General features: G+C 55.3%; 26 protein-coding genes. 9 read left to right on the top strand and 17 right to left on the bottom strand.

Annotated elements, in window-relative coordinates:
• Positions 1-13: 13 nt before the first annotated feature.
• Both F7C11_RS04095 and F7C11_RS04090 read right to left on the bottom strand, forming a co-directional pair.
• Positions 14-1765, bottom strand: a complete 1752-nt coding sequence (locus F7C11_RS04095; RefSeq protein WP_297091231.1) for a hypothetical protein — start codon at positions 1763-1765, stop codon at positions 14-16.
• A gap of 67 nt (positions 1766-1832) precedes the next feature.
• Positions 1833-2096, bottom strand: a complete 264-nt coding sequence (locus F7C11_RS04090) for a hypothetical protein (protein ID WP_297091230.1) — start codon at positions 2094-2096, stop codon at positions 1833-1835.
• A 50-nt stretch (positions 2097-2146) separates the two neighbouring features.
• Here F7C11_RS04090 and F7C11_RS04085 point away from each other — a divergent pair, with 50 nt between their 5' ends.
• From F7C11_RS04085 to F7C11_RS04075, 3 genes are all read left to right on the top strand, one after another.
• Positions 2147-2494 (top strand): 6-carboxytetrahydropterin synthase, encoded by a 348-nt coding sequence (locus tag F7C11_RS04085; RefSeq protein WP_297091229.1) that lies wholly within the window; start codon positions 2147-2149, stop codon positions 2492-2494.
• Positions 2495-2604: 110 nt separating this feature from the next.
• Positions 2605-2904, top strand: coding sequence for a type VII toxin-antitoxin system antitoxin protein adenylyltransferase MntA (gene mntA, locus F7C11_RS04080; protein ID WP_297091228.1), 300 nt, complete (start codon positions 2605-2607; stop codon positions 2902-2904).
• Positions 2901-3227, top strand: coding sequence for a DUF86 domain-containing protein (locus tag F7C11_RS04075; protein ID WP_297091227.1), 327 nt, complete (start codon positions 2901-2903; stop codon positions 3225-3227). The genes mntA and F7C11_RS04075 overlap by 4 nt, the downstream gene beginning before the upstream one ends.
• On the opposite strand, the gene F7C11_RS04070 is transcribed toward F7C11_RS04075, so the two are convergent.
• The 9 genes from F7C11_RS04070 to F7C11_RS04030 all read right to left on the bottom strand — a co-directional run bounded on the left by F7C11_RS04070 (position 3224) and on the right by F7C11_RS04030 (position 10284).
• A complete protein-coding gene (locus F7C11_RS04070; RefSeq protein ID WP_297091226.1) occupies positions 3224-3712 on the bottom strand; it encodes a DUF192 domain-containing protein in 489 nt (162 codons plus the stop codon). The genes F7C11_RS04075 and F7C11_RS04070 overlap by 4 nt on opposite strands.
• Before the next feature lie 60 nt (positions 3713-3772).
• The gene (locus tag F7C11_RS04065) at positions 3773-4333 is read right to left on the bottom strand and encodes a 2-oxoacid:ferredoxin oxidoreductase subunit gamma (protein WP_297091225.1); all 561 of its coding nucleotides are present in this window, start codon (positions 4331-4333) and stop codon (positions 3773-3775) included.
• Positions 4330-5175: a 2-oxoacid:ferredoxin oxidoreductase subunit beta gene (locus F7C11_RS04060; protein ID WP_297091223.1), complete on the bottom strand. Its 846-nt coding sequence runs from the start codon at positions 5173-5175 to the stop codon at positions 4330-4332. Before F7C11_RS04060 ends, F7C11_RS04065 begins: the two co-directional genes overlap by 4 nt.
• A complete protein-coding gene (locus F7C11_RS04055) occupies positions 5176-6324 on the bottom strand; it encodes a 2-oxoacid:acceptor oxidoreductase subunit alpha (RefSeq protein WP_297091297.1) in 1149 nt (382 codons plus the stop codon). It lies immediately after the preceding gene.
• Entirely contained in the window at positions 6321-6833 is a 513-nt protein-coding gene (locus tag F7C11_RS04050) for a 2-oxoacid:ferredoxin oxidoreductase subunit gamma (RefSeq protein ID WP_297091221.1), read from the bottom strand. Before F7C11_RS04050 ends, F7C11_RS04055 begins: the two co-directional genes overlap by 4 nt.
• 5 nt (positions 6834-6838) lie before the next feature.
• Positions 6839-7693 (bottom strand): 2-oxoacid:ferredoxin oxidoreductase subunit beta, encoded by an 855-nt coding sequence (locus F7C11_RS04045; protein ID WP_297091219.1) that lies wholly within the window; start codon positions 7691-7693, stop codon positions 6839-6841.
• Entirely contained in the window at positions 7693-8883 is a 1191-nt protein-coding gene (locus tag F7C11_RS04040; protein WP_297091217.1) for a 2-oxoacid:acceptor oxidoreductase subunit alpha, read from the bottom strand. The genes F7C11_RS04045 and F7C11_RS04040 overlap by 1 nt, the downstream gene beginning before the upstream one ends.
• Positions 8884-8886: 3 nt before the next feature.
• A complete protein-coding gene (locus F7C11_RS04035) occupies positions 8887-9159 on the bottom strand; it encodes a 2-oxoglutarate ferredoxin oxidoreductase subunit delta (protein WP_167891252.1) in 273 nt (90 codons plus the stop codon).
• A 150-nt stretch (positions 9160-9309) separates the two neighbouring features.
• Positions 9310-10284: an archaeosine biosynthesis radical SAM protein RaSEA gene (locus F7C11_RS04030; protein ID WP_297091216.1), complete on the bottom strand. Its 975-nt coding sequence runs from the start codon at positions 10282-10284 to the stop codon at positions 9310-9312.
• Between the two features lie 60 nt (positions 10285-10344).
• On the opposite strand from F7C11_RS04030, the gene surE reads away from it, so the two are divergent.
• Positions 10345-11115: a 5'/3'-nucleotidase SurE gene (gene surE, locus F7C11_RS04025; RefSeq protein ID WP_297091214.1), complete on the top strand. Its 771-nt coding sequence runs from the start codon at positions 10345-10347 to the stop codon at positions 11113-11115.
• Here surE and ftsY read toward each other — a convergent pair.
• Both ftsY and F7C11_RS04015 read right to left on the bottom strand, forming a co-directional pair.
• Entirely contained in the window at positions 11112-12017 is a 906-nt protein-coding gene (gene ftsY / locus F7C11_RS04020; RefSeq protein ID WP_297091211.1) for a signal recognition particle-docking protein FtsY, read from the bottom strand. The two genes, surE and ftsY, sit on opposite strands and share 4 nt — an antisense overlap.
• A gap of 139 nt (positions 12018-12156) precedes the next feature.
• Positions 12157-12606: a hypothetical protein gene (locus tag F7C11_RS04015; RefSeq protein WP_297091293.1), complete on the bottom strand. Its 450-nt coding sequence runs from the start codon at positions 12604-12606 to the stop codon at positions 12157-12159.
• 124 nt (positions 12607-12730) lie between these two features.
• Between F7C11_RS04015 and F7C11_RS04010 the strand changes: the two genes are divergently transcribed.
• The 4 genes from F7C11_RS04010 (at position 12731) to F7C11_RS03995 (ending at position 17503) form a co-directional block, all read left to right on the top strand.
• Positions 12731-13972 carry a BMP family protein gene (locus tag F7C11_RS04010; RefSeq protein ID WP_297091209.1) on the top strand — a complete coding sequence of 414 codons (1242 nt, stop codon included), beginning with the start codon at positions 12731-12733 and terminating at the stop codon, positions 13970-13972.
• Between the two features lie 72 nt (positions 13973-14044).
• Entirely contained in the window at positions 14045-15583 is a 1539-nt protein-coding gene (locus F7C11_RS04005) for an ABC transporter ATP-binding protein (RefSeq protein ID WP_297091207.1), read from the top strand.
• Positions 15564-16616 (top strand): ABC transporter permease, encoded by a 1053-nt coding sequence (locus F7C11_RS04000; RefSeq protein ID WP_297091205.1) that lies wholly within the window; start codon positions 15564-15566, stop codon positions 16614-16616. Before F7C11_RS04005 ends, F7C11_RS04000 begins: the two co-directional genes overlap by 20 nt.
• Positions 16616-17503: an ABC transporter permease gene (locus F7C11_RS03995; protein WP_297091203.1), complete on the top strand. Its 888-nt coding sequence runs from the start codon at positions 16616-16618 to the stop codon at positions 17501-17503. The genes F7C11_RS04000 and F7C11_RS03995 overlap by 1 nt, the downstream gene beginning before the upstream one ends.
• A 45-nt stretch (positions 17504-17548) precedes the next feature.
• On the opposite strand, the gene F7C11_RS03990 is transcribed toward F7C11_RS03995, so the two are convergent.
• Entirely contained in the window at positions 17549-18541 is a 993-nt protein-coding gene (locus tag F7C11_RS03990; RefSeq protein ID WP_297091201.1) for a metal ABC transporter solute-binding protein, Zn/Mn family, read from the bottom strand.
• Positions 18542-18638: 97 nt separating this feature from the next.
• On the opposite strand from F7C11_RS03990, the gene F7C11_RS03985 reads away from it, so the two are divergent.
• Positions 18639-20438: a DUF4932 domain-containing protein gene (locus F7C11_RS03985; protein ID WP_297091200.1), complete on the top strand. Its 1800-nt coding sequence runs from the start codon at positions 18639-18641 to the stop codon at positions 20436-20438.
• Here F7C11_RS03985 and F7C11_RS03980 read toward each other — a convergent pair.
• The 3 genes from F7C11_RS03980 to cysS form a co-directional block, all read right to left on the bottom strand.
• A complete protein-coding gene (locus F7C11_RS03980) occupies positions 20417-20734 on the bottom strand; it encodes a hypothetical protein (protein WP_297091197.1) in 318 nt (105 codons plus the stop codon). The two genes, F7C11_RS03985 and F7C11_RS03980, sit on opposite strands and share 22 nt — an antisense overlap.
• Before the next feature lie 18 nt (positions 20735-20752).
• Positions 20753-21403, bottom strand: coding sequence for a phosphoribosyltransferase (locus F7C11_RS03975; RefSeq protein WP_297091195.1), 651 nt, complete (start codon positions 21401-21403; stop codon positions 20753-20755).
• A gap of 90 nt (positions 21404-21493) precedes the next feature.
• Positions 21494-22924, bottom strand: coding sequence for a cysteine--tRNA ligase (gene cysS / locus F7C11_RS03970; RefSeq protein ID WP_297091193.1), 1431 nt, complete (start codon positions 22922-22924; stop codon positions 21494-21496).
• Between the last annotated feature and the right edge of the window lie 111 nt (positions 22925-23035).

Raw genomic sequence — 23035 nt, 5'->3', positions numbered from 1 at the left:
GGTTTATATCCTTTCATCTCATCCACGGGCACTCTGCTCCGTTCACGGAGATGCATGCTTCATTTGGCAGTGCTGGTCTGTCTATTGTGATCGTGGCTATCTGCTCTGGCTTTACTGCGACGTTCAGGTAATCTACATCTTCCGCTTGGCTCAACACGTATAGCGACGTGCTGGCGGCGGCAGCTATCATGCCGACGTGGCTGCAGATCGCACTTGGATTCTTCTTAAGGTTTTCGAGGTTTTCTTTGATGAGCTTCTGCAAATGAGATATTTTAGTGGGGTTTAACACAATGTCGATATTTTTCAAAGCCGCCCTTAGATCTTCGACGTCTTTTACATCATCAATTTCTTTTATTGCGTCATCTACGTTTCTCGCGAGGTCGTCGTCTCCCACAGCTTTTGCGATTTTCTTCAGCTCCTCTAATCCTGATTTTATTTGCTTCTTGTACTCCATTAGCTTTCCCGAGTCATCTCCGATAGACCCTAGGATTTTATCTGCGGTTTTACCTGTCAGTATTTCGACTCCTTCCGTCCCATGTGGTGTTTTAAGAGCGTCCTTGGCTAGCCTGTACACTGCCATGTCTTGCGCAAGGTTTCGGTACTTGTATATTGCAGTGCCGCCGAGTGCAAGGGCCGGGATTGCGGGGTAGTACTGTGGGCTCTCAAAGCCTGGGCTCATATATGTCGCAAGCGTTGTTGCTAATGTGCCCAAGCCGCATTCTATAAGCGGTCTTGTTCCAGCACCGGTTGCTGCCCGTACAGCGGCAGAAATGCCCCCTGTCGCGACAGTTGTTATGCCGTAGCATATGTATGAAGTTCCAAGACAGGACGTGAGAAATATTAATGGTACGTCTGATCCCTTCAACGCTCTGCTCAGCTCTGTCTTTTGGGCAACACCGTAGTCCGGCAGGCAGTCCTCCCCGTCGATGATCAGGTGCAGGTTGTACTGCTGGTATTCTTTCTTATCCTTCACGTAGCTCTCCGCGTCGCTGCAGATGGTCTTGGCATTCTCTGTTCCCTCAACCCACACCCTCGGCTCCTTTCCATTAAACTTTATCTCAAACGCACACTCCGTTGCATCGGAACTGCTCCTGGCGCAGAACGTGCTGTCCGTAACGGTCCAGTAGTATCCACCCACCTCTCCGCTTGCTTCTCCCTTCTCCCCGCCGATGGACTTCCTCTGACTGCACGGATCGCCGTTGTCGAGGGCAGCGGCGAGGACGGATCGTTTTACATCTTCCTTCAGGTCGTCCAAGTGGAAGTCAGGGCAAGTCAGTGCTTGGACGAGGCGGTCGAACTTCACCTTCAGCGGATACAGGCCGACGTCGTAGTAGAGTGGGGACAGTCCTGCGTAGTTTGGAGAAACCTTGATGCTCATGGAGATGCCGGTCATGCACTTATCGCTATTGGCTATCTTTACTTCCAGGTAGGGCTTGCTGAGTATATCCAGTTTCTTGTCACAGGTCTGTTCCAGGCAGTCCTTTGCATCCGCGCCGAAGATCTTCAGATCCTCTATGCACTCGGTCTCTCCGCCCACCACGATGTCCAGACGGTACTCTCCGCCGTCGATGTAGCCAGCTCCGCCCGGTGGGGCCAGTTTAATAACCGTCGTGGCACCCGGCGCCATGTACGCCTTGCCTCCACCGCGCTGTCCGGCGCTGAGGAGGTTCACCACGTGGACATGCTGGTAGGTCTCCCTCGCCTGGACCGTACTCAGGCCTTCCCCAGTCCATCTAATTCCATGAACGATGGCGGCCGAGGACATTGGGAGAGAATACGCGCAACTCTCTAAAATGCTTTCTGTTGGGAAATCGTGCATACTGCCCAATCCCTCACTTCCCCAGCGAGAGCTCCTTTGCCCTCACAATTATCGCGTTTTCGGGCAGCTCCACTTCACCGCGCGTTATTATCACAGCCCCGTCGTGGGTCGTCATCGTAACCTTCACCTTCTTGAAGCCACCGGTCTCGCCGACTATCACGAGGGGTTTCTCCTTCAGCTCAAGGAACTTTTTGAAGACCTCTGGCTCGACAAAGACGAGAACCCCACCGGCTATAACGCGGTTGGCATCGATGGCCATTCCGCAGCCCACAGGCACCACCCCAAAGGTTTAAGATGTTGGGACTGATTTGGTTTTCGGTGTGAAAGATGAAATCCCGCGTCGTCGAGAGGTTCAAGTTCGAGGCCGCCCATGCGGTCATCATAGACGGTAGACCTGAGGAGATCCACGGGCACACCTTTTGGCTTGAGGTTGCCGTTGAGGGCCCGCTGAGGGACGGCTACGTCATCGACTTCCTCCAGCTGAGGGCGATCGTTGAGGAGGTTATCAACAAGCTCGACCACAGGAACCTCAACGCCCTCTTTGAGAACCCAACGACGGAGAACATCGCCCTCTGGATAGCCCGGGAGGTGGAGAAAAGGCTCCCAGAAGGGGTCAAGCTCCACCGCCTGAGGCTCTGGGAGGGCGAGGAGAACGGGGTTGAGTTTGAGTTCTGAAAAATTCTTCTGAGAATTATTCTCGCGGGAATTTTTGTGAGCGCTCTCAGGCTTGACAGGGGTGCATCACAAAAGAAAACTTTTTTGGGAGTGTGGATCAACATTAGATGATGCCTATGCTGACCCTTGAGGAGATCGAAACCATCTTGAAAGCCCACCGGGGGGAGCTTGAGGAGAGGTTTGGGGTTAAAGAGATAGGGGTCTTCGGCTCCTACGTCCGCGGTGAGGCGACCGAGAAGAGTGATGTAGACATCCTAGTGGACTTCCACGAGGTCCCTTCTCTGCTGAAGTTCATCGAGCTTGAGGAATACCTTGAGGATCTCCTAGGTATCAAGGTTGACCTCGTCATGAAATCCGCCCTCAAGCCTAAGATTGGGGAGCACGTCAGGAGGGAGGTCATCTACGTATGAAGCGAACCCATGAGGATTACCTGAAAGATATACTGGACGCCATTGCGTCCATAGAGGAGTTTACTTATGGCATGGACTTTGAGGACTTCTCTAAGGACAGAAAAACCCAGTTTGCAGTCATCAGGGCACTTGAGATAATCGGGGAAGCGGCAAAGGCCATTCCGGAGGACTTTAAGAAAGAGCATCCTGAAGTCCCGTGGAAGGAAATGGCGAGGATGAGGGACAAGCTGATACACGCCTACTTCGGCGTTGATCTCCGTGTCGTGTGGAAAACACTAAAAGAAGACGTCCCGTTCCTGAAGAAAATCCTCTCTAATCTTTAGCCGTCCCCTGCGTGGGGCAGATCCGCCCTCACTCCCCCTACACTTTCCACCATGGCAACGCCGTTTTTAGAGCCGTTCAGGTCGATTTTTCCTGGTAGGAGGGACTTTACGGGGACTGCCTTCTCCATTTCCTTGGTTGGGAGCCAGTTTATCAGGTCGCCGTCTTCGACCTCAAGAACTCCCGTTATCCCAACGGGCCCTTCGATTATGTACTTTGCCGCTTTTTTTGGGGTGTAGAGCCGCCACTTCTTGGCGGTTCTGAAGTCAACGACCCTCCTTGATGAGTCAAGCCAGATGACGTCTATATCGTCCAGCATGAAGAACATGTGGATTGAGGCGTTGGCCTTTGTTTCAGCAGGCAGGACAAAGACCAGGGCGTAGTTGATGTTCCTGACCAGCATTAACCCCCTGAAGCGCTTAAAGAAAGTATCCGCCATCCTGACGGGCCCGTGCCAGACCCTGCCCTTGGTCTCGTTGATGAGCATAATGGAAGATAGAAATGCGGATTGATAAGTTTTTGGGAAATGGGAGAAAAATAGACAAACTCAGAGCTCGCCTTTTTTGGCTTTCTCCCCGAGCTCAAAGCCCTTGCGGAGCGCTCTCAGGTTTATCTCCTCAGTCCCCTTAGGCACAGCGTCCAAAACGGCTTTTTCTATAGCCTCTCTGCTCACAACCTCCGTCCACGCGGTGAGGATTCCCAGGGTGAGGATGTTCATGGTAAGGCTGAGGCCGGTGGTTTCCTCCGCTATCTCCGTGAGAGGAAGCGAGAGCACCTCAAGCTTCTCCTCAAACTCGAAATCCCTGTGGGGGACTAGATCCTCCTCGACTATTATCCTGGCGCCCTCCTTAACCGTGTGAAGGTACTTGTTGTAGGCCTCCTGGGAGAAGAAGACCGCACAGTCAGGCCTGAGGGTCTTGGGGTAGTCTATGGGCTCGTCGCTGATGACGACCTCGGCCTTGCTCGCCCCTCCCCTTGATTCCGGTCCATAGGCCTGCGTCTGCACTGCGTAGAGGTTCTCGTAAACCGCAGCGGCCCTTCCAAGGATAACGCTGGCGAGTATAACTCCCTGGCCGCCGAAGCCGCTGAAGAGTATCTCCCTCCTCATTCTTCCCACCCCATCATCTTCTTGGCGCGCTTCTTGTAGGCCTCGTACTCCCTGACGAGGCCGGGCCTGTCCCTGTCCACGAACTCACCGATGACTATCTTGCCCTCCAGCTCCTCCGGAGGCATCTTCTTGGCCTTTGTCAGAGGAACGGTTATCTTCTGGTACCAGCGGAGCAGCTCCGGGGCGGTCTTCATCCGGTTCCTCCTTCCGAAGCTGATCGGGCACGGGGAGAGGAACTCGACGAGCGTGAAGCCCTCCTTCTGGAGTGCCTTTTTGATGCTGTTGATGCCCTGCAGGTAGTTGAAGACGCTCCATCTGGCGACGTAGTTGGCTCCGGCTGAGACGGCCAGGTCAGCTATGTCAAAGGGGTTCTCAAACTGGCCGTAGGGGGCGGTTGTCCCGCGCAGACCCTTCAAGGCAGTCGGTGCAACCTGTCCTCCGGTCATTCCGTAGGTGAAGTTGTTGATGAGGATGACGGTAACGTCGAGGTTTCTCCTGATGGCGTGAATGAAGTGGTTTCCGCCTATTGCCGCGGCATCGCCGTCGCCCATGAAGGCGATTATCTTTAGGTTAGGGTTGGCGAGTTTTATGCCCGTTGCAAAGGCCAGAGCCCTTCCATGGGTCGTGTGGAGGCCGTCGAAGTTGACGAAGCCTGGCACACGGGAGGAACAGCCTATTCCACTGACCCAGACTATCTCGTCCGGGTTGAGGCCGAGGTCATCTATCGCGCGGAGCGTGTACTGGAGTGCCGACCCTATTCCACAGCCCGGACAGAATATCGTCGGGAGCATGTCCTTTCTCAGGTACTTGTCGCGAATCTCGTAAGCGGACTTCAGGTACATTCAGCCCACCACCCTCTCGACTATCTCCATCGGAGTGTGAACCTCGCCGCCTATCTTCGCTATCAGCTCGACCTCAGCTTTTCCGTTGGCACCTTCCTTGACGAGGTGGTAGAGCTGTCCGAGGTTCATCTCCGGGACGTATATTTTCCTCACGCGCTCTGCGAGCTCTTCGATCATGTCAAAGTCGAAGGGCCATATCGTGTTGAGCTTGAGCATGCCTGCCTTGACTCCCCTGTCCCTGAGTATCTTCACCGCTCTGACGGCGGAGCGCGAGACTATGCCCGTGCTGATTATTGCTATTTCAGCGTCGTCGAGCTCGAAGGTGTTGTAGGTTATTATGTCGGCCTTGTTGCGCTCCAGCTTCTCGATTATCCTCCTCACGAGCTTCTCGTGGACTTCCGCATCGACCGTCCTGGGTCTTCCGCGTTCGTCGTGGGTGAGGCCCGTGACGTAGGTGCGGTAACCCTTTCCGAATATAGGCATGGGCGGAACGCCGTCGCCGTGTATGTCCCCGAAGGGGTACTTGGCCTCCTCCTCGCCGGCCGGCAGCTTGCGGTCTATAATTTCTATCTCCCCGGGCTGGGGAATGTAAACGCGCTCGCGCATGTGGGCTATCTCGGCGTCGGTGAGAAGAACCACAGGAGTCCTGTACTTCTCGGCAAGGTTGAAGGCCCTTATGGTGAAGTCAAAGGCCTCCTGAACGGTTGAGGGACTGAGAACTACAAGCGAATGGTCGCCGTGCGTTCCCCAGATGGCCTGCATTATGTCGCCCTGGGCGGCAAGCGTCGGCTGGCCGGTGCTCGGCCCCCCGCGCTGGACGTCAACAACAACAACCGGGGTTTCCGTCATTATCGCGTAGCCGAGGTTTTCCATCATGAGGCTGAAGCCCGGGCCGCTCGTTGCAGTCATCGCCTTTGCACCCGCCCATGATGCACCTATTATGGCCGCCATGCTCGCCAGCTCGTCCTCCATCTGTATGCTTACGCCATCGACCAGCGGCATGTAGAGCGCCATCGCCTCGAATATCTCGCTCGCGGGTGTGATGGGGTAACCTGCGTAGAACCTGCAGCCGGCCAAAATTGCCGCCCTCGCTATTGCCTCATCGCCCTGAATGAAGTCGCTCTTACCAACCGGAAAGGGGTATCTCATCTGCATCCCTCCTCATAACCAACCCGGAAAGCTTTGATGTTTATCTCCTCCGTCCCCTTGGGAACCCTTCTCCTTATGGCCTCCTCGACGCTTTCCCTCTTTACGACTCCGGTCTTTGCCACGAGGTAGCCGAGGGCGACCATATTGACTGTGAGTGCCAGGCCGGTGCTCTCCTCGGCGAGCCTCGTGAAGGGAGCACCGACGTAGTCCCTATCGGGCTTGACGAGGTCTGTGTCTATAATCAGCAGCCCGTCCTCCCTGAGCTCATCCTTCACGGTGTCGTAGCCGAGCTGGGCGAGTGCGACGAGAACGTCCGCCTCGGTGACTATGACGTCGTAAATCGGCTCCTTCGATATTATGACGTCGGCTATCGAGTGGCCGCCCCTGCTGGCCGAGCTGTAGTCCTGGGTCTGGAGGACGTTCAGCCCCTCTATGGCGGCAGCCTCGCCGAGTATGACACCTGCGAGCACAACCCCCTGACCGCCTATGCCGGCGAACCTAATCTGCATGGCTCTCACTCCCCCTTAAGGCCGAAGTGCTCCTGGACTTCATCAATGAGCTTGTTAAGCTCCGTGGTGAACTCCGGTCTGGTTCTGTTTGCTATCTCCCCTATGACGAACTTTCCTTCCAGTTCCTCCGGGCTCATGTTCTTCGCCTTGCTGACGGGTATCGAGTTCTTCAAGAACCAGCGGAGCATCTCGGCCGGTTCCTTCATCCTGTTCCTCCTTCCGTACTGGACGGGACACTGCGAGATAACCTCGACGAGGGAGAAGCCCCTGACCTGGAGGGCTTTCTTTATGCTCTCTATGAGCTGGTAGACGTGCGCCGTTGTCCACCTGGCAACGTAGCTCGCCCCGGCGGCGGCAACGGTCTCCGAAATCTGGAGCGGGTGCTCTATGTTCCTGTATGGGCTGGTCGTGGTCTTCGCCCCGAAGGGAGTCGTCGGTGCGACCTGACCACCGGTCATTCCGTAGATGAAGTTGTTCACGAGGATGACCGTTATGTCGATGTTCCTCCTCGCGGCGTGGAGCAGGTGGTTTCCGCCTATGCTGGCCAAATCGCCATCGCCGCTTATGACGACGACCTTCTTATCAGGCAGTCCAACCTTGACGCCGGTGGCGAAGGCTATCGCCCTCCCGTGGGTCGTGTGGAGTGTGTCTGCTAAAAAGTACGGCGATGCTATCCAGGCGGAACAGCCTATCCCGCTGACGACAACCAGGTCCTTCGGGTCTATTCTGAGCTGATCAACGGCGTTGGCAAAGGCGTTGAGAACCGTTCCACCACCGCAGCCGGGACAGAGTGCGGTGGGAAGGGCCTCCTTACGGAGGTACTTAACCATCGGATACGTGGAGTATATCTTCTTTGCCATCAGGCAACACCCCTTATCTCGTGGAGGATTTCCTCAACGGTCAGAGGCACGCCGCCGATCTTGTTCACGCCCTTGAGGAGGACGTCGTCGTTAACGTAGCGCTCGACCTCTATTATCATCTGCCCGAGGTTCATCTCGGCGACGAGTACCGCCCGTGCCCTCCTAGCCAGCTCGCGCATCCTCTCGCCCGGGAACGGATGGACGGTCTTCGGCACGAAGAGTCCGACGTTTATTCCCTCTTCCCTGGCCTTAAGAACAGCCCCCAGTGCGGGTCTGGCAGTTACGCCCCAGCTGACGACGAGTATCTCAGCATCCTCGGTGAAGTGCTCTTCATACTTCTCGTAAACCCCGCGGTTCTTCTCTATCTTTCTGTGGATTCTCCTCACGAGCCTGTCGTGGACCTCTGGCGTGTAAACGTCCCTCAGGCCGGTTTCCTTGTGGGTCGAACCGGTGACGTGGGTGAAGTAGCCGTGACCGAAGAGAGGCATCGGCGGGACGCCGTCGCCGTGGGGGTCGCCGAAGGGAAGCTTTGCCTCTTCCTCGTTCTCCGGAAGCTTGCGGTAGGTTATCTCGACCTCGGAAACGTCGGGAATCTTTATCTGCTCCCTCGTGTGGGCGAGGACTCCATCGAAGAGCACCACCACAGGGGTTCTCAGCCTCTCGGAAATGTTGAACGCCCTTATGGTTTCCCAGAAAGCATCCTGCCCGCTTGTGGGAGAAACGGCAACTATCGGATGGTCTCCGTGAGTTCCCCACCTCGCCTGGAAGAAGTCACCCTGCGCCCCCTTAGTGGCCTGTCCTGTTGAGGGGCCGCTCCTCTGGACGTCGACCAGAACGAGCGGGGTCTCGGTCATGACAGCGTATCCGAGGTTTTCCTGCATGAGGCTGAAGCCCGGGCCGGCGGTCGCCGTCATCACCTTGAGGCCGGTCCACGAGGCACCTATCATGGCCGCTATACTTCCAATCTCGTCCTCCATCTGGAGGTAATAACCTCCAAGCTTCGGCAGCTCCCGTGCCATGGTCTCGGCGATCTCGCTCGATGGTGTTATCGGATAGCCCGCGTAGAAGCGGCAGCCCGCGAAGATGGCACCATAGGCAACCGCCTCGTTGCCCTGCATGAAGTAGTTGCCCGGCTTGTAGAGCTTCCTCAGGAGCCTGAGCTGTTCAGGCTCGTCACCACGGATGATCATGAGTCACCACCTTACCGCTATCGCGAAATCCGGGCAGAGCAGCTCACAGAGCTTGCACTTGACACACTTCTCGGCGTGAACCGGGACTGGGTAGTGGACACCCTTCTCGCTCAGCTCCTTGCTCCATTCAAAGACCTTCCTCGGGCACATTTCAAGGCAGATACCACAGCCCTTGCACAGAAAGGTGTCCACATCAATTTCAACGACGCCCTCGGCCTTGCCGGTAACGAGGTAGTCCGACCTTTCAACCACGGTTTTCCCTTCGACATCCGCCATAAGCATCACCCGCGATTTGCTAACCCCGTTTACGTTTGTCAACATTTAAAGGTTTCGTGGGGGCTCATAAATGGGCATCAAAGAATCACGAGAGACGTTATAAGCCCCACGAAAAGAAAACATGAAAGTTCTTTCAAAAACGAAATACCTTCACCACGTCACCAGTTGCCAGTCGAGGAGGCCGCTCTCGACTATGTACTCCCACCTCTCGCGGCACTCGGACTTGAGTCTCTCGATGTGGCTCAAATCCTGCGTTGCCGAGAACTTCTTTATCGCCCTTCCTATAACCCGGTCGTAGTCTGTGAGGCAGTTGTGTGGGCCGCGCTTTGAACCGGCCCCGACGGGGTCGCTGAGTATCCTCTTGTCCGGAAACCTCTTCTTTGCCCAGATGAGCACTTCAACCGCGCTCCAGAGCCACGGGGGCCGGTACTCCTTCCTCTCCCAGAGCCTCTCGTAGAGCGTCCCCTTCTGGATGTCCGTGATGTTTATCGAGAAGGTGTCGGTGTAGGGTTCGGCCTTTATTATGCTCTCCTTGACGTCATTTATGCCGTCGCGCTCGGAGAGAAAGATTGGCTTGAGCAGGAGGTACGCCTTGACCTTTGCTCCGGCTTCGTGGGTTATCTCAGCGGCCTTCACGAAGTCCGCGAAGGTGTTGCCCTTGTTTATTGAAACGTCCGCTATATCATCGTTGGCAGTTTCAAGGCCTATGGCAACCTCGAAGTGCTTGTCAGGGACTATCTCTGCCAGCTCCTTCACTGCATCGTAGCGGACGAGTTCGCTCCTGCTCTCTATGACGATTTCTTTAACGTTTTCTCTCTCAGCGAGGATTTCGAAGATCTGCCGCCTCGTCTCGGGCTTAAGCTCGCCGTTGTCCAGGAACGAGCCCGAGGTGAACATTCTGACGGCGAAGGGCCCCTTCTTACCCTCGATCTTCTTGAGTGCCTCGCGGACGTAGTCAACTATCGCCTCCTGGCTCCACCTGACCTTCGGTGCGGCGGTGGGGTATGCGCACATGTAGCAGGCTTCGTTTATCCTAAAGCGGTAGCACCCGATGGTCGGGAGTATGATAAACAGCGCCGTCCCCGGTCTTCCGGCCACGTTGTCCTCACTCGTCCAGTAGCTCATCCTCTCACCTGAACCCGGCTGGGAGTTAGGGTTTTTAAAGGTGAGGTTGAGGTTCTTATCATGCCACGGATACTCATCACGAACGACGATGGAATTTATTCCAAGGGCATCCGTGCCGCAGTTGAGGCCGTGAAAGACCTCGGAGAGGTTTACGTCGTTGCCCCCCTCTTCCAGAGGAGTGCCAGTGGCAGGGCAATGACCCTTCACCGCCCTCTCAGGGCCAAGCTCATTGACGTCCCCGGCGCAGAGGTTGCCTACGGTCTCGATGGAATGCCCGTGGACTGTGTAATCTTCGCCCTCGCGCGTTTCACAGACTTCGACCTCGCTATAAGCGGGATAAACCTCGGTGAGAACCTCAGCACCGAGATAACAGTTTCCGGGACAGCATCGGCGGCTATTGAAACTGCCACGCACGGTATCCCGAGCATAGCAGTGAGCCTTGAAGTTGACTGGAGAAAGACTCTCAGTGAGGGGGAGGGGATAGACTTCTCCGTTGCATCGCATTTTCTGAGGAGGATAGCCAAGGCAGTTCTTGAGAGGGGCTTTCCAAAGGGCGTTGACATGCTCAACGTGAACGTGCCCAGAGACGCCACGCCGGAGACGGAGATAGTGGTGACAAGGCTCGCCAGGAGGAGGTACCGTCCGACCATAGAGGAGCGCATCGACCCTCGGGGACATCCGTACTACTGGATAGTCGGAAGGAAGTGCGAGAAGTTCGAGCCCGGAACCGACGCCTACGCCCTCAAGGTCGAGAGGAAGGTCAGCGTGACGCCGATAAACATCGACATGACCGCCAGTGTAAATTTGGAAGAGATACAGAGGCTATTCTAAGCCTCCCCAAAAATCCTCTCCACGAACCACCTCTCGTCGAAGGGCTTGAGGTCGTCGTAGCCCTGGCCGACGCCGACGAAGAGTATCGGCGCGCCTATCGCGTGGCTTATGCTGAGCGCCGCCCCTCCTCTCGCATCCGCGTCCAGCTTCGTGAGGATTACCCCGTCGATCTTCACCGCCTCATTGAACTGCTTCGCCTGCTCGACGACGGAGTTCCCGGCCAAACTATCGCCGACGAATATCACCAGGTCGGGTTTGGTTACTCGGGCTATCTTCTTCATCTCATCCATGAGGTTTCTGTTCAGCTCGTTCCTTCCCGCGGTGTCTATGAGAACCACATCGAGACCCCTTGCTTTAGCGTGCTGGATAGCGTCGTAGGCAACGGCCGCTGGGTCGGCACCGTAGGAGTGCTTTATGACCTTGACACCAACGCGCTTTGCGTGCTCTTCGACCTGCTCGATCGCCCCGGCTCTAAAGGTGTCGCTGGCGGCTATGACAACGCTCAAACCGTTCTTCTTGAGCCAGTGGGCGAGCTTGGCTATGGTCGTTGTCTTACCGGAACCGTTGAAGCCCACGAAGGCTATAACGAAGGGCTTCTCCTCCTTTGACCTGATCATCTCAAGAAGGTCTATCCTCCTCTCGGGTGTTAGAACCTCAAGCACGGCTTCACGGACGGCCTCTTCAACCAGTGCCTTTTTGTTAGTTCCAATCTTGACCTTCTGGCCGACGAGCTTCTCTTTTATCCTCTCCTTGAGCTCCTCGACGGTTTCAAGGGCAACATCCGCCTCAAGAAGCTCTATTTCCAGATCCCAGAGCGCATTTTCCACGTCCTTCTCACTTATTTCAGTCTGTGAGACCTTGTCCACGAATGATCCTAACTTCTCCTTGAGTTTTCCCAGCATTTTTTACCACCCTATGAGCGAGGGACTTATGCATATATAATAATTATGAATGCCCTCGGCGATAGCTGGTGTCATCACACTTCAGACCCGAAACCGCTCGTCATCGGGCGGAGTTGGCTCGGAGTCACCATTTATAAATTCAGTACCTCCTCACGTAGGTTTTACTTTCAGCCACCCTTCCATCTTCCAGCCGCATGACGTCCACCCTTTCGAAGCCAACTGTTTCCCTCTTGTAGGCTATTAGATAATCGATGAATCTCCTTATTCCATAGCGGGTTATTGAGTCCTTCACGTACTTGCGCTCGTAGAGCAGGACGAGTCTGTCCCTATGCGAAGCGAGCCACTCTTTTAACTTCTCCCTCTCGGCCTTTGAGCGCGAAAGGGGATTGACGATGAGATAGACTTCAAAGTCGTCGCTCTCAAAGGGTGAGCCGATGTATGTATCGCCATCGACCTGGAATGGCAGGTACTCGGCAAGTATGCGCCTTCCTCCCTTTGTCCATGCGTTCAGGTATATCCTCGCAAGTCTCTTCCCGTCACCGGTGATTAAAATGACCCCCGAATCCAGTTCAGCTATTTTCTTCAGCATGGTCATCACAAAAAACTTTTACTCCGAGGTTAAAATTCTTTCCCGTGTTTTCGGTTTTGTGGGCACCGCAAAGTATATATTTTCGCCGCCTATATACATCTGCAAAACTCGCGGAGGGTCTCAGATGAGGAAGTGGTTAAGCCTGTTTTTAATCGGCCTCTTGGCCATAAGCGTCGTGGCCAGTGGCTGTATCTCTTCCGGAGGAGGAGAAACATCCACACAGACCAAGGGCAAGATTGCCATCGTCTATGATGTCGGTGGAAGGGGTGACCTGAGCTTCAACGACATGGCATACCTTGGTGCCAAGAAGGCATCCGAGGACTTCAACCTTGAGCTCGTTGAGCTTCAGAGCAACACGGAGGACGACTACGTCAAGAACCTTGAAACCCTGGCCCAGCAGGGGGACTATCTCGTTATAATCGCGGTTGGTTTCATGATGACCGACGCTGTCAAGAAGGTCGCCGCGGAGTATCCGAACCAGCACTTTGCAATCATCGACGGTTTTGACCCGGAGATGCCCGACAACGTCATGATGATACTCTTCAAGGAGAACGAGGGCTCCGCACTCATAGGCGCTCTCTCTGCTCTCATTGCCGCCGAGAGCGGTAAGGACAAGGTTGGAATCGTCCTTGGAATGGAGATACCTGTTCTCTACAAGTTCGAGGGCGGCTACCGCTTCGGTGTTGCCTGGGCCGAGGACTACTACAAGCAGAAGACCGGAAAGGACGTTAAGATAGACGTTCTCTACCAGTACACCGGAACCTTCACCGACCCCGCCAAGGGCTACCAGGCCGCCAAGGCCCAGCTTGACCAGGGCGCCTGGGTCATCTACCAGGTCGCCGGCGGAACCGGTGTCGGTGTGTTCCAGGCCGTTGAGGAGTACCTCAAGGCCCACAACCAGAAGATGGGCCCGCCCTTCGCCGTCGGTGTTGACTCAGCCCAGGACTGGATCAAGCCCGGAGCGATCATTGCCAGCATGATGAAGCGCGTTGACGTCGGTGTTTACACCGCCGTCAAGGACGCCGTTGAGGGCAACTTCAAGGGCGGTGTCGTCGAGCTCGGCCTCAAGGAGAACGGTGTCGGCGTCAGCACCGTTGACGACGTCATGGCCATGTTCGACTCCCTCCCGGAGGACACCCAGCAGCAGAAGCTTAAGGAGCTTGGATTCACCAACAAGGATGAGCTCAGGAAGTACCTTGAGGACACCAGGAAGCAGGTTCCGGACTGGATATGGCAGGCAGTCGACGAGCTCAAGCAGAAGATAATCAGCGGTGAGATCAAGGTTCCGAAGGCGTTCAACAAGGACGAGATCGAGGCCATAAGGAATGCCAAGACCTGGCAGGAAATGATGCAGCTTGCCAAGTGATTTTCTTTAAATCTTATTTTTTTACCTGCCAAATTTTGTGCGTAGATTCTTTAAATTTCCGGGGGTGCTTGCATGGGAGAGACTCCAATACTAGAGATGAAGGGAATAGTGAAGGTGTATCCCGACGGCACAAGGGCTCTCAAGGGTGTTGATCTAACTGTATATCAGGGCGAGATACTCGGCCTCCTGGGTGAGAACGGCGCCGGAAAGACGACCCTCATGAAAATTCTCTTTGGAATGCTCCACCCGACCGCGGGTAAAATCTACGTCCGCGGTAAGGAGACCCGCTTTAAGAGTCCGGCCGATGCCCTCGCAAACGGCATCGGTATGGTTCACCAGCACTTCACCCTCGTTGAGGTTTTTGATGCTCTTCACAACATAATCCTTGGAATGGAAGGGCACGGAATGTTTTCGAAGATAGATGTTGATGCCGCCCGCGAAAAGCTCCAGAGGCTTATGGAGGATCTAAACTTTAAAGTGCCCCTCGATGTTCCGGTGGAGGAACTCCCCGTTGGAGTCCAGCAGAGAATTGAGATACTCAAGATGCTCTTCAGAGACGTTGACGTTCTCATACTCGACGAGCCAACGGCAGTGCTGACACCCATTGAGGTCGAGGAGCTCTTTGCCGTCCTCAAGAAGTTAAAGGCCGAGGGCAAGACGATAATCTTCATCAGCCACAAGCTCAACGAGGTCATGGAGCTCACCGACCGCGTTACGGTCATCAGGAAGGGTGAAGTCATTGGAACAGTCAACACGAGCGAGGCAACCCCCCAGCTGCTGGCCAGGATGATGGTTGGAAGGGACGTGGTTCTCAGAATACAGAAGCCGCCGAAAGAACCCGGAGAGCCTATACTTGAGATCAAGAACCTGTGGGTCAAGGGTGACAGGGGAGAGGATGCCGTTAAAGGCCTGTCCTTTGAGGTGAGGGCCGGCGAAATATTCGGAATAGCCGGGGTCGAAGGAAATGGGCAGACGGAACTCATAGAAGCCATCACCGGACTTAGAAAGCCCGAAAAGGGAGAGGTACTATTAAACGGCCAGGACATCACCGGAAGGCCTCCAAAGGAGCTTTACGATGCAGGGATGGCGCACATCCCGGAAGACAGGACTCACATGGGTTTGATCCTTGACATGACCGTTACCGAGAACGCCATACTCGGACTTCAGTGGAGAAAGGAATTCCAGCGCTGGAAGGGTACCATAGACTGGGGCAAGGCAAAGAAGCACACGATGGGGCTCATCGAGCAATTCGAAATATCCGCTCCGGGAGTGGACGCCCCTGTCAAAAGCCTCAGCGGAGGAAACCAGCAGAAGCTCATCGTGGCGAGGGAGGTCAGCAAGCAGCCCGTCTTGATAATAGCCGCCCAGCCCACCAGGGGTGTTGATGTGGCCTCAACAGAGTACATCAGAAACTACCTGATCAAGCTGAGAAACGAGGGCAAGGCGGTCCTTCTCGTCTCAGCCGACCTCGATGAGGTCGTGCAGCTCAGCGACAGGATGGGAATAATCTACGAGGGCGAGTTCATGGGCGTTGTGAAGCCTGAGGAGATCACCACAGAGGAGATAGGAATGATGATGGGGGGAATACGCTATGAAGAGCTCAAAAAGTGATGTCCTTAAGTTCTTCAACTTCAAAGCTCTCATCGAGAGCCTCATAGCCATCTTCGTCGGCTTCCTCCTGGGAGCCATAGTGCTCTTGACCTTCGGTTACAGTCCGGTTGAAACCTACTACTGGCTCTTTAAGGGTGCCCTCGGCTCAACCAACGGTATAGCCAGCACCCTCGCGTACTCCACCCCGATAATGCTCACTGCACTTACATTCGCCATAAGCGCCAGGACTGGAATATTTAACATAGGTGCAGAAGGTTCCTTCTACTTCGGCGCGATAGCGGCAGTCATCTTCACCAACATATGGGGCAACATGTGGTTCGGACTGGCAATGGGCATGCTCCTCGGTGCGCTCTGGAGCCTCCCCGCGGCCTTCCTTAAGGTCTACCGCGGTGTCCACGAGGTTATATCCACCATCATGCTCAACTGGATAGCGTGGTTCTTCGTCCTCTGGCTCGTCGTCGGTCCCTACGCCAACCCCAACGACCCCAACAAGACCATAAGGATACCGGAGAGTGCCAGGCTCCCCCTGATAGGGAACACTGACCTCTCAATAGCTTTCATAATTGCAGTCATCGCCTCAGTCCTGACGTACTACCTCCTCTGGCACACAGTCTTTGGGTTTGGCATGAGGGCAAGTGGAATTAACCCAAAAGCGGCAAGATACGGTGGTGTTAACCCGAACAAAGCGATAATATGGTCCTTTGTTATAGGCGGAATCATGAGCGGTCTTGGTGGTGCCATGAAGATCATGGGCGAGCCGCCGACGTACGCCATAAGCCAGGGAATGGCCAACGTGTATGGCCTTGGTTTCGACGGAATAGGCGTCGCCCTCGTTGGCAGAAACCACCCCCTGGGCATAATCTTTGCGGCAATATTCTTTGGAATGCTCCGCGCAGGAACCCCAATGATGCAGATTGGGGCACAGGTGCCCCTGGAGATTATCAAAGTCATACAGGGCATCATAGTTATCACGGTTGCGATACCGGGACTTTATGACCTCATCAAGAAGGCTTTTAGGAGGGGGGAGGCCTGATGGACCTAGGATCAATACTCTCCATCCTGATTACCTCCCTCATGGCCATGGTGCCCATAGTGCTAACGAGCGTTGGTGCCGTCTGGAGCGAGAGGGCAGGCGTGGTCAGCATCGGCTATGAGGGAGTCCTCCTAATGAGTGCGTTCTTTGGTGCCATAGTGGCAGAAGTCACCGGTAGCGGAGTCATGGGGCTCATAGGAGGCATTGTCACGGGGATGATCTTCGGAATACTGCACGGAGTTCTCACGGTCTACCTCAAGGGTGACCACGTCATTCCAGGTATAGGCATCAACCTTCTCGCCATGGGCGTCGTCCCCTTCGGCATACTCGCCTACTGGGGAACCGCCGGTCAGCACCAGGTCGCTGTTACTCTCTGGAGCTGGAACACCAAGTACGGCAAGATAAGCCCGATGATTTTCGTTACCATAGCAATAGCGGTAATAACCTGGTGGGTGCTCTTCAAGACTCCCCTCGGTCTCCGCGTCCGCTCCGTCGGTGAAAACCCGGAGGCCGCGGATGCACTTGGTATCAACGTCGAAAAGTACAGGTTCTGGTCAACGGTCTATGGACACGCCCTGGCCGGTCTCGGAGGAGCCTATATGAGCGTTGCCTGGCTTGGGGTTGTTCAGAAGACCATGTCCGCTGGCAGGGGATTCATAGCACTCGCCAACATGGTCTTCAGCGGCTGGAACCCCCTCGTTGCCCTCCTCGGCGGCTGGCTGTTTGGTTTCTTCGACGCACTGGCGGCGTGGCTGGCACCGCTCCACATAATACCCGGGCAGTTCATCCTCATGCTGCCCTACATAATGACCCTCGTAATAGTTGCAGGAATCATCGGAAAAGCCAGGCCGCCGAAGTGGGACGGAAGGCCCTACAAGAGGGAGTGACCTTTTCCCTTTTCCACTCTTTTGTTTAAAGAAACGAGAAGGGCATCATTTCTTGATGACGACACCGAGGGCAGTCCCCAGAACGATTCCGACCACAAGGGAGATGGCAACGTACCTCGTCACGTCCGTTTCCGCCACGGGCTCTCTTTCAGGTGCCTTTCCTCCAAGGGCCCTGACAACCGCGGCGCTGTTTTCGATTAGTATCTCCGTGTAAGGCCTCTCGCTCCAGAAAACGGTTATCTCCGCGGAGGGCTTCCCGCTCTTGGCCGAGAGCTCCCTTGCGGCTTCCTTCAGCTGATCCGGGCTATCCGCAGCATAGACTATAACGTCGGATTTGAGTGCCGCCGAAACGAGTTCGTCCACCCCCATCGCGGGAACCTCTTCCTCGGGTTTTATGGACGCTATCGCCTTGATTCCAAGCCACTCTATTGCGTACTGATCCGCGGGCATCTGGATCACGGCACTTTTTTCACCCCCGACGAGGGCCTTATAGGAGCGGACCACAGTCATCACCCGGTTCTCAAAGCTCTCATACTCCGCCCGGTAAACGTTGGCGTTGTCCCCATCGGTTCTTTCAAGCGCCTTTTCCGTGGCCCTTGCTATGGCCAGGGCGTTGGTCGGGTCTAGCCAGATGCCGTGGGGGTTGTCCTTGTTGCCGTACCAGTGCTCGGGGAGATAGCGAAAGCCCTCCCGCTTGTAGTCGTCAATGAACAGAACCTCCCCGCTTATCGTGCCCTCCTTCTTCAGCTCATCTATCCGTTTCTCAACCGGAAGATGGCCGCCCGTTGTTACTATCACGTCCGCCTTCCGAAGGAGTTCTATCTGACTCGCCGTGAGCTGGTACTCATGCGGGTCCGCCCCGGGAGGAATTATATAGACCACATCCACGGAGTTGCCGAAGGCATCCTGGACTATCGCGGCAAGGGGTGCTATGCTGGTCACGATTAACGGTCTCCCGGAAGAGCCCCACGAGAACGGCATAATCATGCCGGCGAACATCATGATGAGCATAACCGTTGCCGGTGTCCTCGCCCTCATTTTCGGTCACCCTAATCCATTTCACGTGCCGGTTTTAAAACCTGCCGCCCTCAAAACACTTAAAAAGTGTGTTCATTAAATACTATCGGGTGTTGTCATGAAGAGACTGGCTGTGTTGATAATTGTCATCGCCGTGGCGGCATCGATAACTGCCTCAACTGCCCTGGTGAGGGCGTATGAGATAAGCCCCCACGTCTCAGTGGAGATCAACCCAAACTCGGAACTGCTGAGCATCGTCTATTATCTAGCGTTCGGCAGGAACGACCCGTTTGTAATCGACAGGGGGAGCTACCTTGATGAGGTGGACGCGTGGTTCAGGCCGTACAGAAACCACCCGGCAGTCGCTATGCTGAGGAAGCACCTCCAGAACGCCACCACGATATCGGACAGGGACCGTATGCTGTACACCATCGAAGCTGACCTGCTTCATTGCACCGAGCCTCCGGAGTTGCGGCAGTGGGCCGGGTTCTACGACCCCTGGACGGCTGAGTACCTTGAGGTTCTCAGGGACTTCGCAGAAAAGAGCAACTTCATGGAGTTCTACATGCAGCATGAGGACTACTACGCAGAAGACCTCAACGTGTATAAAGATGCCCTTAAACTGCTCCCTCCAGATGAGTTCATGGGGCGCTACATCGACGTTTCCAGCGTGCGCTTCGAATTTAAGCACCCGTACCTTGTGGCGATACACGGCCACAACTTTAACCCTGTGAGGAACGGGACTCAGATATACGGTGCTGGGGGGATGGTGCCCCTTGTGAGACGCGACCCGCAGAGAACCCCCTGGAGCTACAAGACCGCGAGGGACACCATGTTTGGACTGCCGCTCAACAGGGACTACGTGAACAACACCGGACTGGACCAGCTCGTCTACCTGGGCTTCGTGTACCACGAGCTCGGTCACGACATAACCCTGCCCGGTCTCTACGGGAACTACAGGGACACTTACTCCCTGCGCTACCTGGAGGACACTATTGAAAAGAACATGCCGTACCTGGCCACCTACGACATACACTTCTGGTGGGATACCATGATGGTATACGAGGGTTTCGCGGACGGCTGGATGGACTTTTCCCTTGCAAGCGTTGATCCTGACTACGCTGCCCTCGCGATGTGGATGCAGCGCGGCTGGGGAGAGTTCTGGATAGGGGATATGGTGGATGTATACCGCAAGTACGCGGCGCTTAGCTTGGAAGAGAACGTCCCGGTGAGTGAATACGTTGATGATATGCTAACCGAGCTTAGGGAGAGGGTGCCCCCAGAAATGTCTGAATCCCTTTACCAAGAGAGGGTTCCGGTGACGCCTCTGGGAGCATTCGACAGGGGTGCTGTGACGAGCAGGGTCGTTGTGGTCTATGGAACCCAAAACCCTGATCCCTCGGGCACTGAAAGCGATAGAAAAACCGCCGAGCTGATCGCAGATAACCTTCGGGTGTTCTACTCGCAGTGGAACGGGAGCGTTGAGATCGTGGTCAAGGCCGACGCGAATGTCACGCCGGAGGACATGGAATCCAACCTCGTCCTGGTCGGTGGCCCCGTGGCCAATTCCCTCGTCATGGACATGGAAAATTACTTCCCGCTCCGTTTTGTAAAGTCGGAGGCCGGTTCATGGGTTCTGGAAAAAGACCCCGGCTGGGAAACAGCCTCTTTTGTGCTCACGGGTAACGAAACCGACCCCGTTGTCAGGGGAGAACTTGGAGACGTTAACGGGGCCGCCGTTATTATTGCCATCAGGAACCCTCACAACCCGGAGAACTACATTGTCTGGATAGCAGGGGAGAACAGAACTCTAACTGCCCTGTTCCTGAACCCAACCTACTACCTCAGCAGCTACGAAATATGGAGTGAAAAGGGAATAGAAATGGGCTTCTACGTTCAGCCGCTGGCGTCCCCATGAGGGGAGTCTTCTTCTTTTCCATTTCCGTTGCTCTTGATGTGGGGTTTGCCGATGGCTATGGTGAACCCCTTGAAGCTGTCGTCCTTCCTGTTGAACTCTATCGCCAGTGGAAGGCCGTTGTCCTCGTTGAAGACTATCCTCACAATTCTGGCGCGTGAGTGGTCGTTCAGGTAGTCCTCTTTGAGGTCATCATAGTCTTCGAGAACCCTGTCTATGCTTTCGCTGTGCATGTCGTAGATTTCCCGGGCGTAAACACTGTGACTCCGGATTTCTTCGACCTTTTTATCCTTATTCAAACTACCACTTCCCGGGCTTCATGGGGCTTTGCGCCACGCTCCCTCCCGGAACTTAAAAACCTTCCTGCGCTCGGCCATACGGAGGGCTTCCTCAAGCTTGCCCTTCGGGACTTCCATTCCATGGAGTTCCTTGAACAGCTCGATGATTTCATCTGTGGTGAGAGCCTCCTTCTCCTCGAAGAGATTGCTGACGAGGTTTATCATGTCCTCAACGAAGTTCCAGGGGAAGACTATCCACGCCCAGTCGATTTCCTCGCCGTAGTAGTCCGGCTTGAAGCGGGAGCCCTTTATGGTAAGCAGTGTTGCGACCCGTATCTCGGCGGGCTTCTGACCCTCGACGTAGTTCTTTGCGAGCGTTAGGCTCTCACCGGTGTCGCTGATGTCGTCAACTATGAGAACCCTCTTTCCACTCAGGTCGTAGCTGCTGCCGTACTTGAGCCTGGCCTTTCCGTCAGGAGTTGCCGTGACGCCCCAGTGCTCGACCTTGAGGCTGACGAGGTCTTTGACTCCCAGGTAGTCGCAGTAGAGCCTCGCCGCAACCCAGCCGCCCCTTGCGAGGCCTAGTATAACGTCCGGCCTCCATCCGTCCTCCAGAACCTTCCAAGCGCCTTCCTTTGCCCACCTTTCTATGTCGTCCCAAGAAGCGAGATAAGCCGGAAACTTCTTCATTGTATTTCCCTTAACGGAGCAAGGGGAAGGTTATATTTAAGCGTTACGCTCGGAGCTTTGACTTAAATATGGCAAAAGAAAGTGGAGAAATCAGACCTTAACCCTCTTCCATATCGTTCCTTGGGGCGTGTCTTCGAGCTGGATGCCCATTTCTCTGAGCTCCGCCCTTATCTTGTCTGCCAGGGCGAAGTTCTTCTCCTTCCTGAGCTGGGCGCGAACTTCTATGAGCAGCTCGATGAGCGCCTCCTCCTCGCCAGCCCTCTGCTCCCTGAAGTAGTCCTCGAAGATGCCGAAGACCTCGCTGACTATCCTGAAGAACTCCATCGCCTTATGGAGGATACTCTCCTTCGGTCTCTCGACCCTGCTGAGGTACCTGTTCACGGCACTGCTGACCTCAAAGACGGCCTTCATGGCTTCAGCTGTGTTGAAGTCGTCGTCCATGGCTTCATAGAACTTCTCTCTCGCGCTCCTAATGGCCTCGTAGGCCTCGAACTCTTCCTGGCCCCACTTGAAGGAAAGCTCCGCCCTCTCCATAGCCACACGGATGTTTTCAAGGGTGTTGTATAGCCTCTCCAGGTTGTTCTTGGCGTGCTCCATGCCCTCTTCCGTGTAGTCGAGCGGCGATCTGTAGTGCCTCTGGAGGACGAAGAGCCTTATGACCTCGGGGTCGTAGCGTTTCAGGGCTTCCCTTATCGTGATGAAGTTTCCGAGGCTCTTGCTCATCTTCTCTCCGTTCACCATCAGGAACCCGGTGTGGAGCCAGTACCTGACCCACTGCTGGCCGGTGCAGGCTTCGGTTTGGGCAATCTCGTTCTCGTGGTGCGGGAAGATGAGGTCGTTCCCGCCGCCGTGGATGTCGAAGCTCTCACCGAGGTACCTCGTGCTCATCGTGGAGCACTCTATGTGCCAGCCGGGCCTTCCCTCGCCCCAGGGGCTTTCCCACTTCGGCTCTCCCGGTTTCGCCTTCTTCCAGAGGGCAAAGTCCTCCGGGTTCTTCTTGCCCTCGCCCGGCTCAACGCGCGCCCCTTTCCTGAGCTCCTCAAGTTTTACCCCGCTGAGCTTTCCATAGTCCTTGAACTTCTGAACCTCGAAGTAGACCCCATCGCTCCCCTCGTAGGCGTACCCCTTCTCCTGGAGCTTCTTCACGAAATCTATGATGTCCTGGATGTGCTCGGTGACGCGGGGATAGATGTCGGCCGGCTTGACCTTCAGTGCCTCCATGTCCTCCAGGAAGTACCTCAGGAACTTCTCGGCGAGCTCCTTAGGGTCTTCGCCGGTCTCGTTGGCCCTCCGGATTATCTTGTCGTCTATGTCAGTGAAGTTCATGACCATGAGGACAGTATAACCGCGGTGCTCCAGGTATCTCCGGATAACGTCAAAGGCTATGTATGTCCTCGCGTGGCCGATGTGGGTGTAATCGTAAACAGTGGGCCCACAGACGTACATCCTGACCTCTCCGTCTCTCAAAGGCCTGAACTCCTCCTTCTGCTTTGTCAGGGTGTTGTACACTCTTATGGCCATCTTCTCACCACCTGGGGAACTTTGCAAGGTTCTTTTATTAGGTTATCGTTTGTGGAGGACACCCGCCTTTTTCATGGCCATCACGACGAGTGCCCCCACCCCGGACAGGAT

Origin of the sequence: Thermococcus sp. (assembly GCF_015521605.1) — an archaeon.
GTDB lineage: Archaea > Methanobacteriota_B > Thermococci > Thermococcales > Thermococcaceae > Thermococcus.
This window is presented reverse-complemented; position numbering and strand designations above follow the sequence as displayed.

What these genes read in the sequence shown, in the direction of transcription:
- F7C11_RS04095 (WP_297091231.1), bottom strand. Translation starts at nt 1,765, where the DNA reads ATGTCCTCGGCCGCCATCGTTCATGGAATTAGATGGACTGGGGAAGGC.
- F7C11_RS04085 (WP_297091229.1), top strand. Translation starts at nt 2,147, where the DNA reads ATGAAATCCCGCGTCGTCGAGAGGTTCAAGTTCGAGGCCGCCCATGCG.
- mntA (WP_297091228.1), top strand. Translation starts at nt 2,605, where the DNA reads ATGCCTATGCTGACCCTTGAGGAGATCGAAACCATCTTGAAAGCCCAC.
- F7C11_RS04075 (WP_297091227.1), top strand. Translation starts at nt 2,901, where the DNA reads ATGAAGCGAACCCATGAGGATTACCTGAAAGATATACTGGACGCCATT.
- F7C11_RS04070 (WP_297091226.1), bottom strand. Translation starts at nt 3,712, where the DNA reads ATGCTCATCAACGAGACCAAGGGCAGGGTCTGGCACGGGCCCGTCAGG.
- F7C11_RS04065 (WP_297091225.1), bottom strand. Translation starts at nt 4,333, where the DNA reads ATGAGGAGGGAGATACTCTTCAGCGGCTTCGGCGGCCAGGGAGTTATA.
- F7C11_RS04060 (WP_297091223.1), bottom strand. Translation starts at nt 5,175, where the DNA reads ATGTACCTGAAGTCCGCTTACGAGATTCGCGACAAGTACCTGAGAAAG.
- F7C11_RS04055 (WP_297091297.1), bottom strand. Translation starts at nt 6,324, where the DNA reads ATGAGATACCCCTTTCCGGTTGGTAAGAGCGACTTCATTCAGGGCGAT.
- F7C11_RS04050 (WP_297091221.1), bottom strand. Translation starts at nt 6,833, where the DNA reads ATGCAGATTAGGTTCGCCGGCATAGGCGGTCAGGGGGTTGTGCTCGCA.
- F7C11_RS04045 (WP_297091219.1), bottom strand. Translation starts at nt 7,693, where the DNA reads ATGGCAAAGAAGATATACTCCACGTATCCGATGGTTAAGTACCTCCGT.
- F7C11_RS04040 (WP_297091217.1), bottom strand. Translation starts at nt 8,883, where the DNA reads ATGATCATCCGTGGTGACGAGCCTGAACAGCTCAGGCTCCTGAGGAAG.
- F7C11_RS04035 (WP_167891252.1), bottom strand. Translation starts at nt 9,159, where the DNA reads ATGGCGGATGTCGAAGGGAAAACCGTGGTTGAAAGGTCGGACTACCTC.
- F7C11_RS04030 (WP_297091216.1), bottom strand. Translation starts at nt 10,284, where the DNA reads ATGAGCTACTGGACGAGTGAGGACAACGTGGCCGGAAGACCGGGGACG.
- surE (WP_297091214.1), top strand. Translation starts at nt 10,345, where the DNA reads ATGCCACGGATACTCATCACGAACGACGATGGAATTTATTCCAAGGGC.
- ftsY (WP_297091211.1), bottom strand. Translation starts at nt 12,017, where the DNA reads ATGCTGGGAAAACTCAAGGAGAAGTTAGGATCATTCGTGGACAAGGTC.
- F7C11_RS04015 (WP_297091293.1), bottom strand. Translation starts at nt 12,606, where the DNA reads ATGCTGAAGAAAATAGCTGAACTGGATTCGGGGGTCATTTTAATCACC.
- F7C11_RS04010 (WP_297091209.1), top strand. Translation starts at nt 12,731, where the DNA reads ATGAGGAAGTGGTTAAGCCTGTTTTTAATCGGCCTCTTGGCCATAAGC.
- F7C11_RS04005 (WP_297091207.1), top strand. Translation starts at nt 14,045, where the DNA reads ATGGGAGAGACTCCAATACTAGAGATGAAGGGAATAGTGAAGGTGTAT.
- F7C11_RS04000 (WP_297091205.1), top strand. Translation starts at nt 15,564, where the DNA reads ATGAAGAGCTCAAAAAGTGATGTCCTTAAGTTCTTCAACTTCAAAGCT.
- F7C11_RS03995 (WP_297091203.1), top strand. Translation starts at nt 16,616, where the DNA reads ATGGACCTAGGATCAATACTCTCCATCCTGATTACCTCCCTCATGGCC.
- F7C11_RS03990 (WP_297091201.1), bottom strand. Translation starts at nt 18,541, where the DNA reads ATGAGGGCGAGGACACCGGCAACGGTTATGCTCATCATGATGTTCGCC.
- F7C11_RS03985 (WP_297091200.1), top strand. Translation starts at nt 18,639, where the DNA reads ATGAAGAGACTGGCTGTGTTGATAATTGTCATCGCCGTGGCGGCATCG.
- F7C11_RS03975 (WP_297091195.1), bottom strand. Translation starts at nt 21,403, where the DNA reads ATGAAGAAGTTTCCGGCTTATCTCGCTTCTTGGGACGACATAGAAAGG.
- cysS (WP_297091193.1), bottom strand. Translation starts at nt 22,924, where the DNA reads ATGGCCATAAGAGTGTACAACACCCTGACAAAGCAGAAGGAGGAGTTC.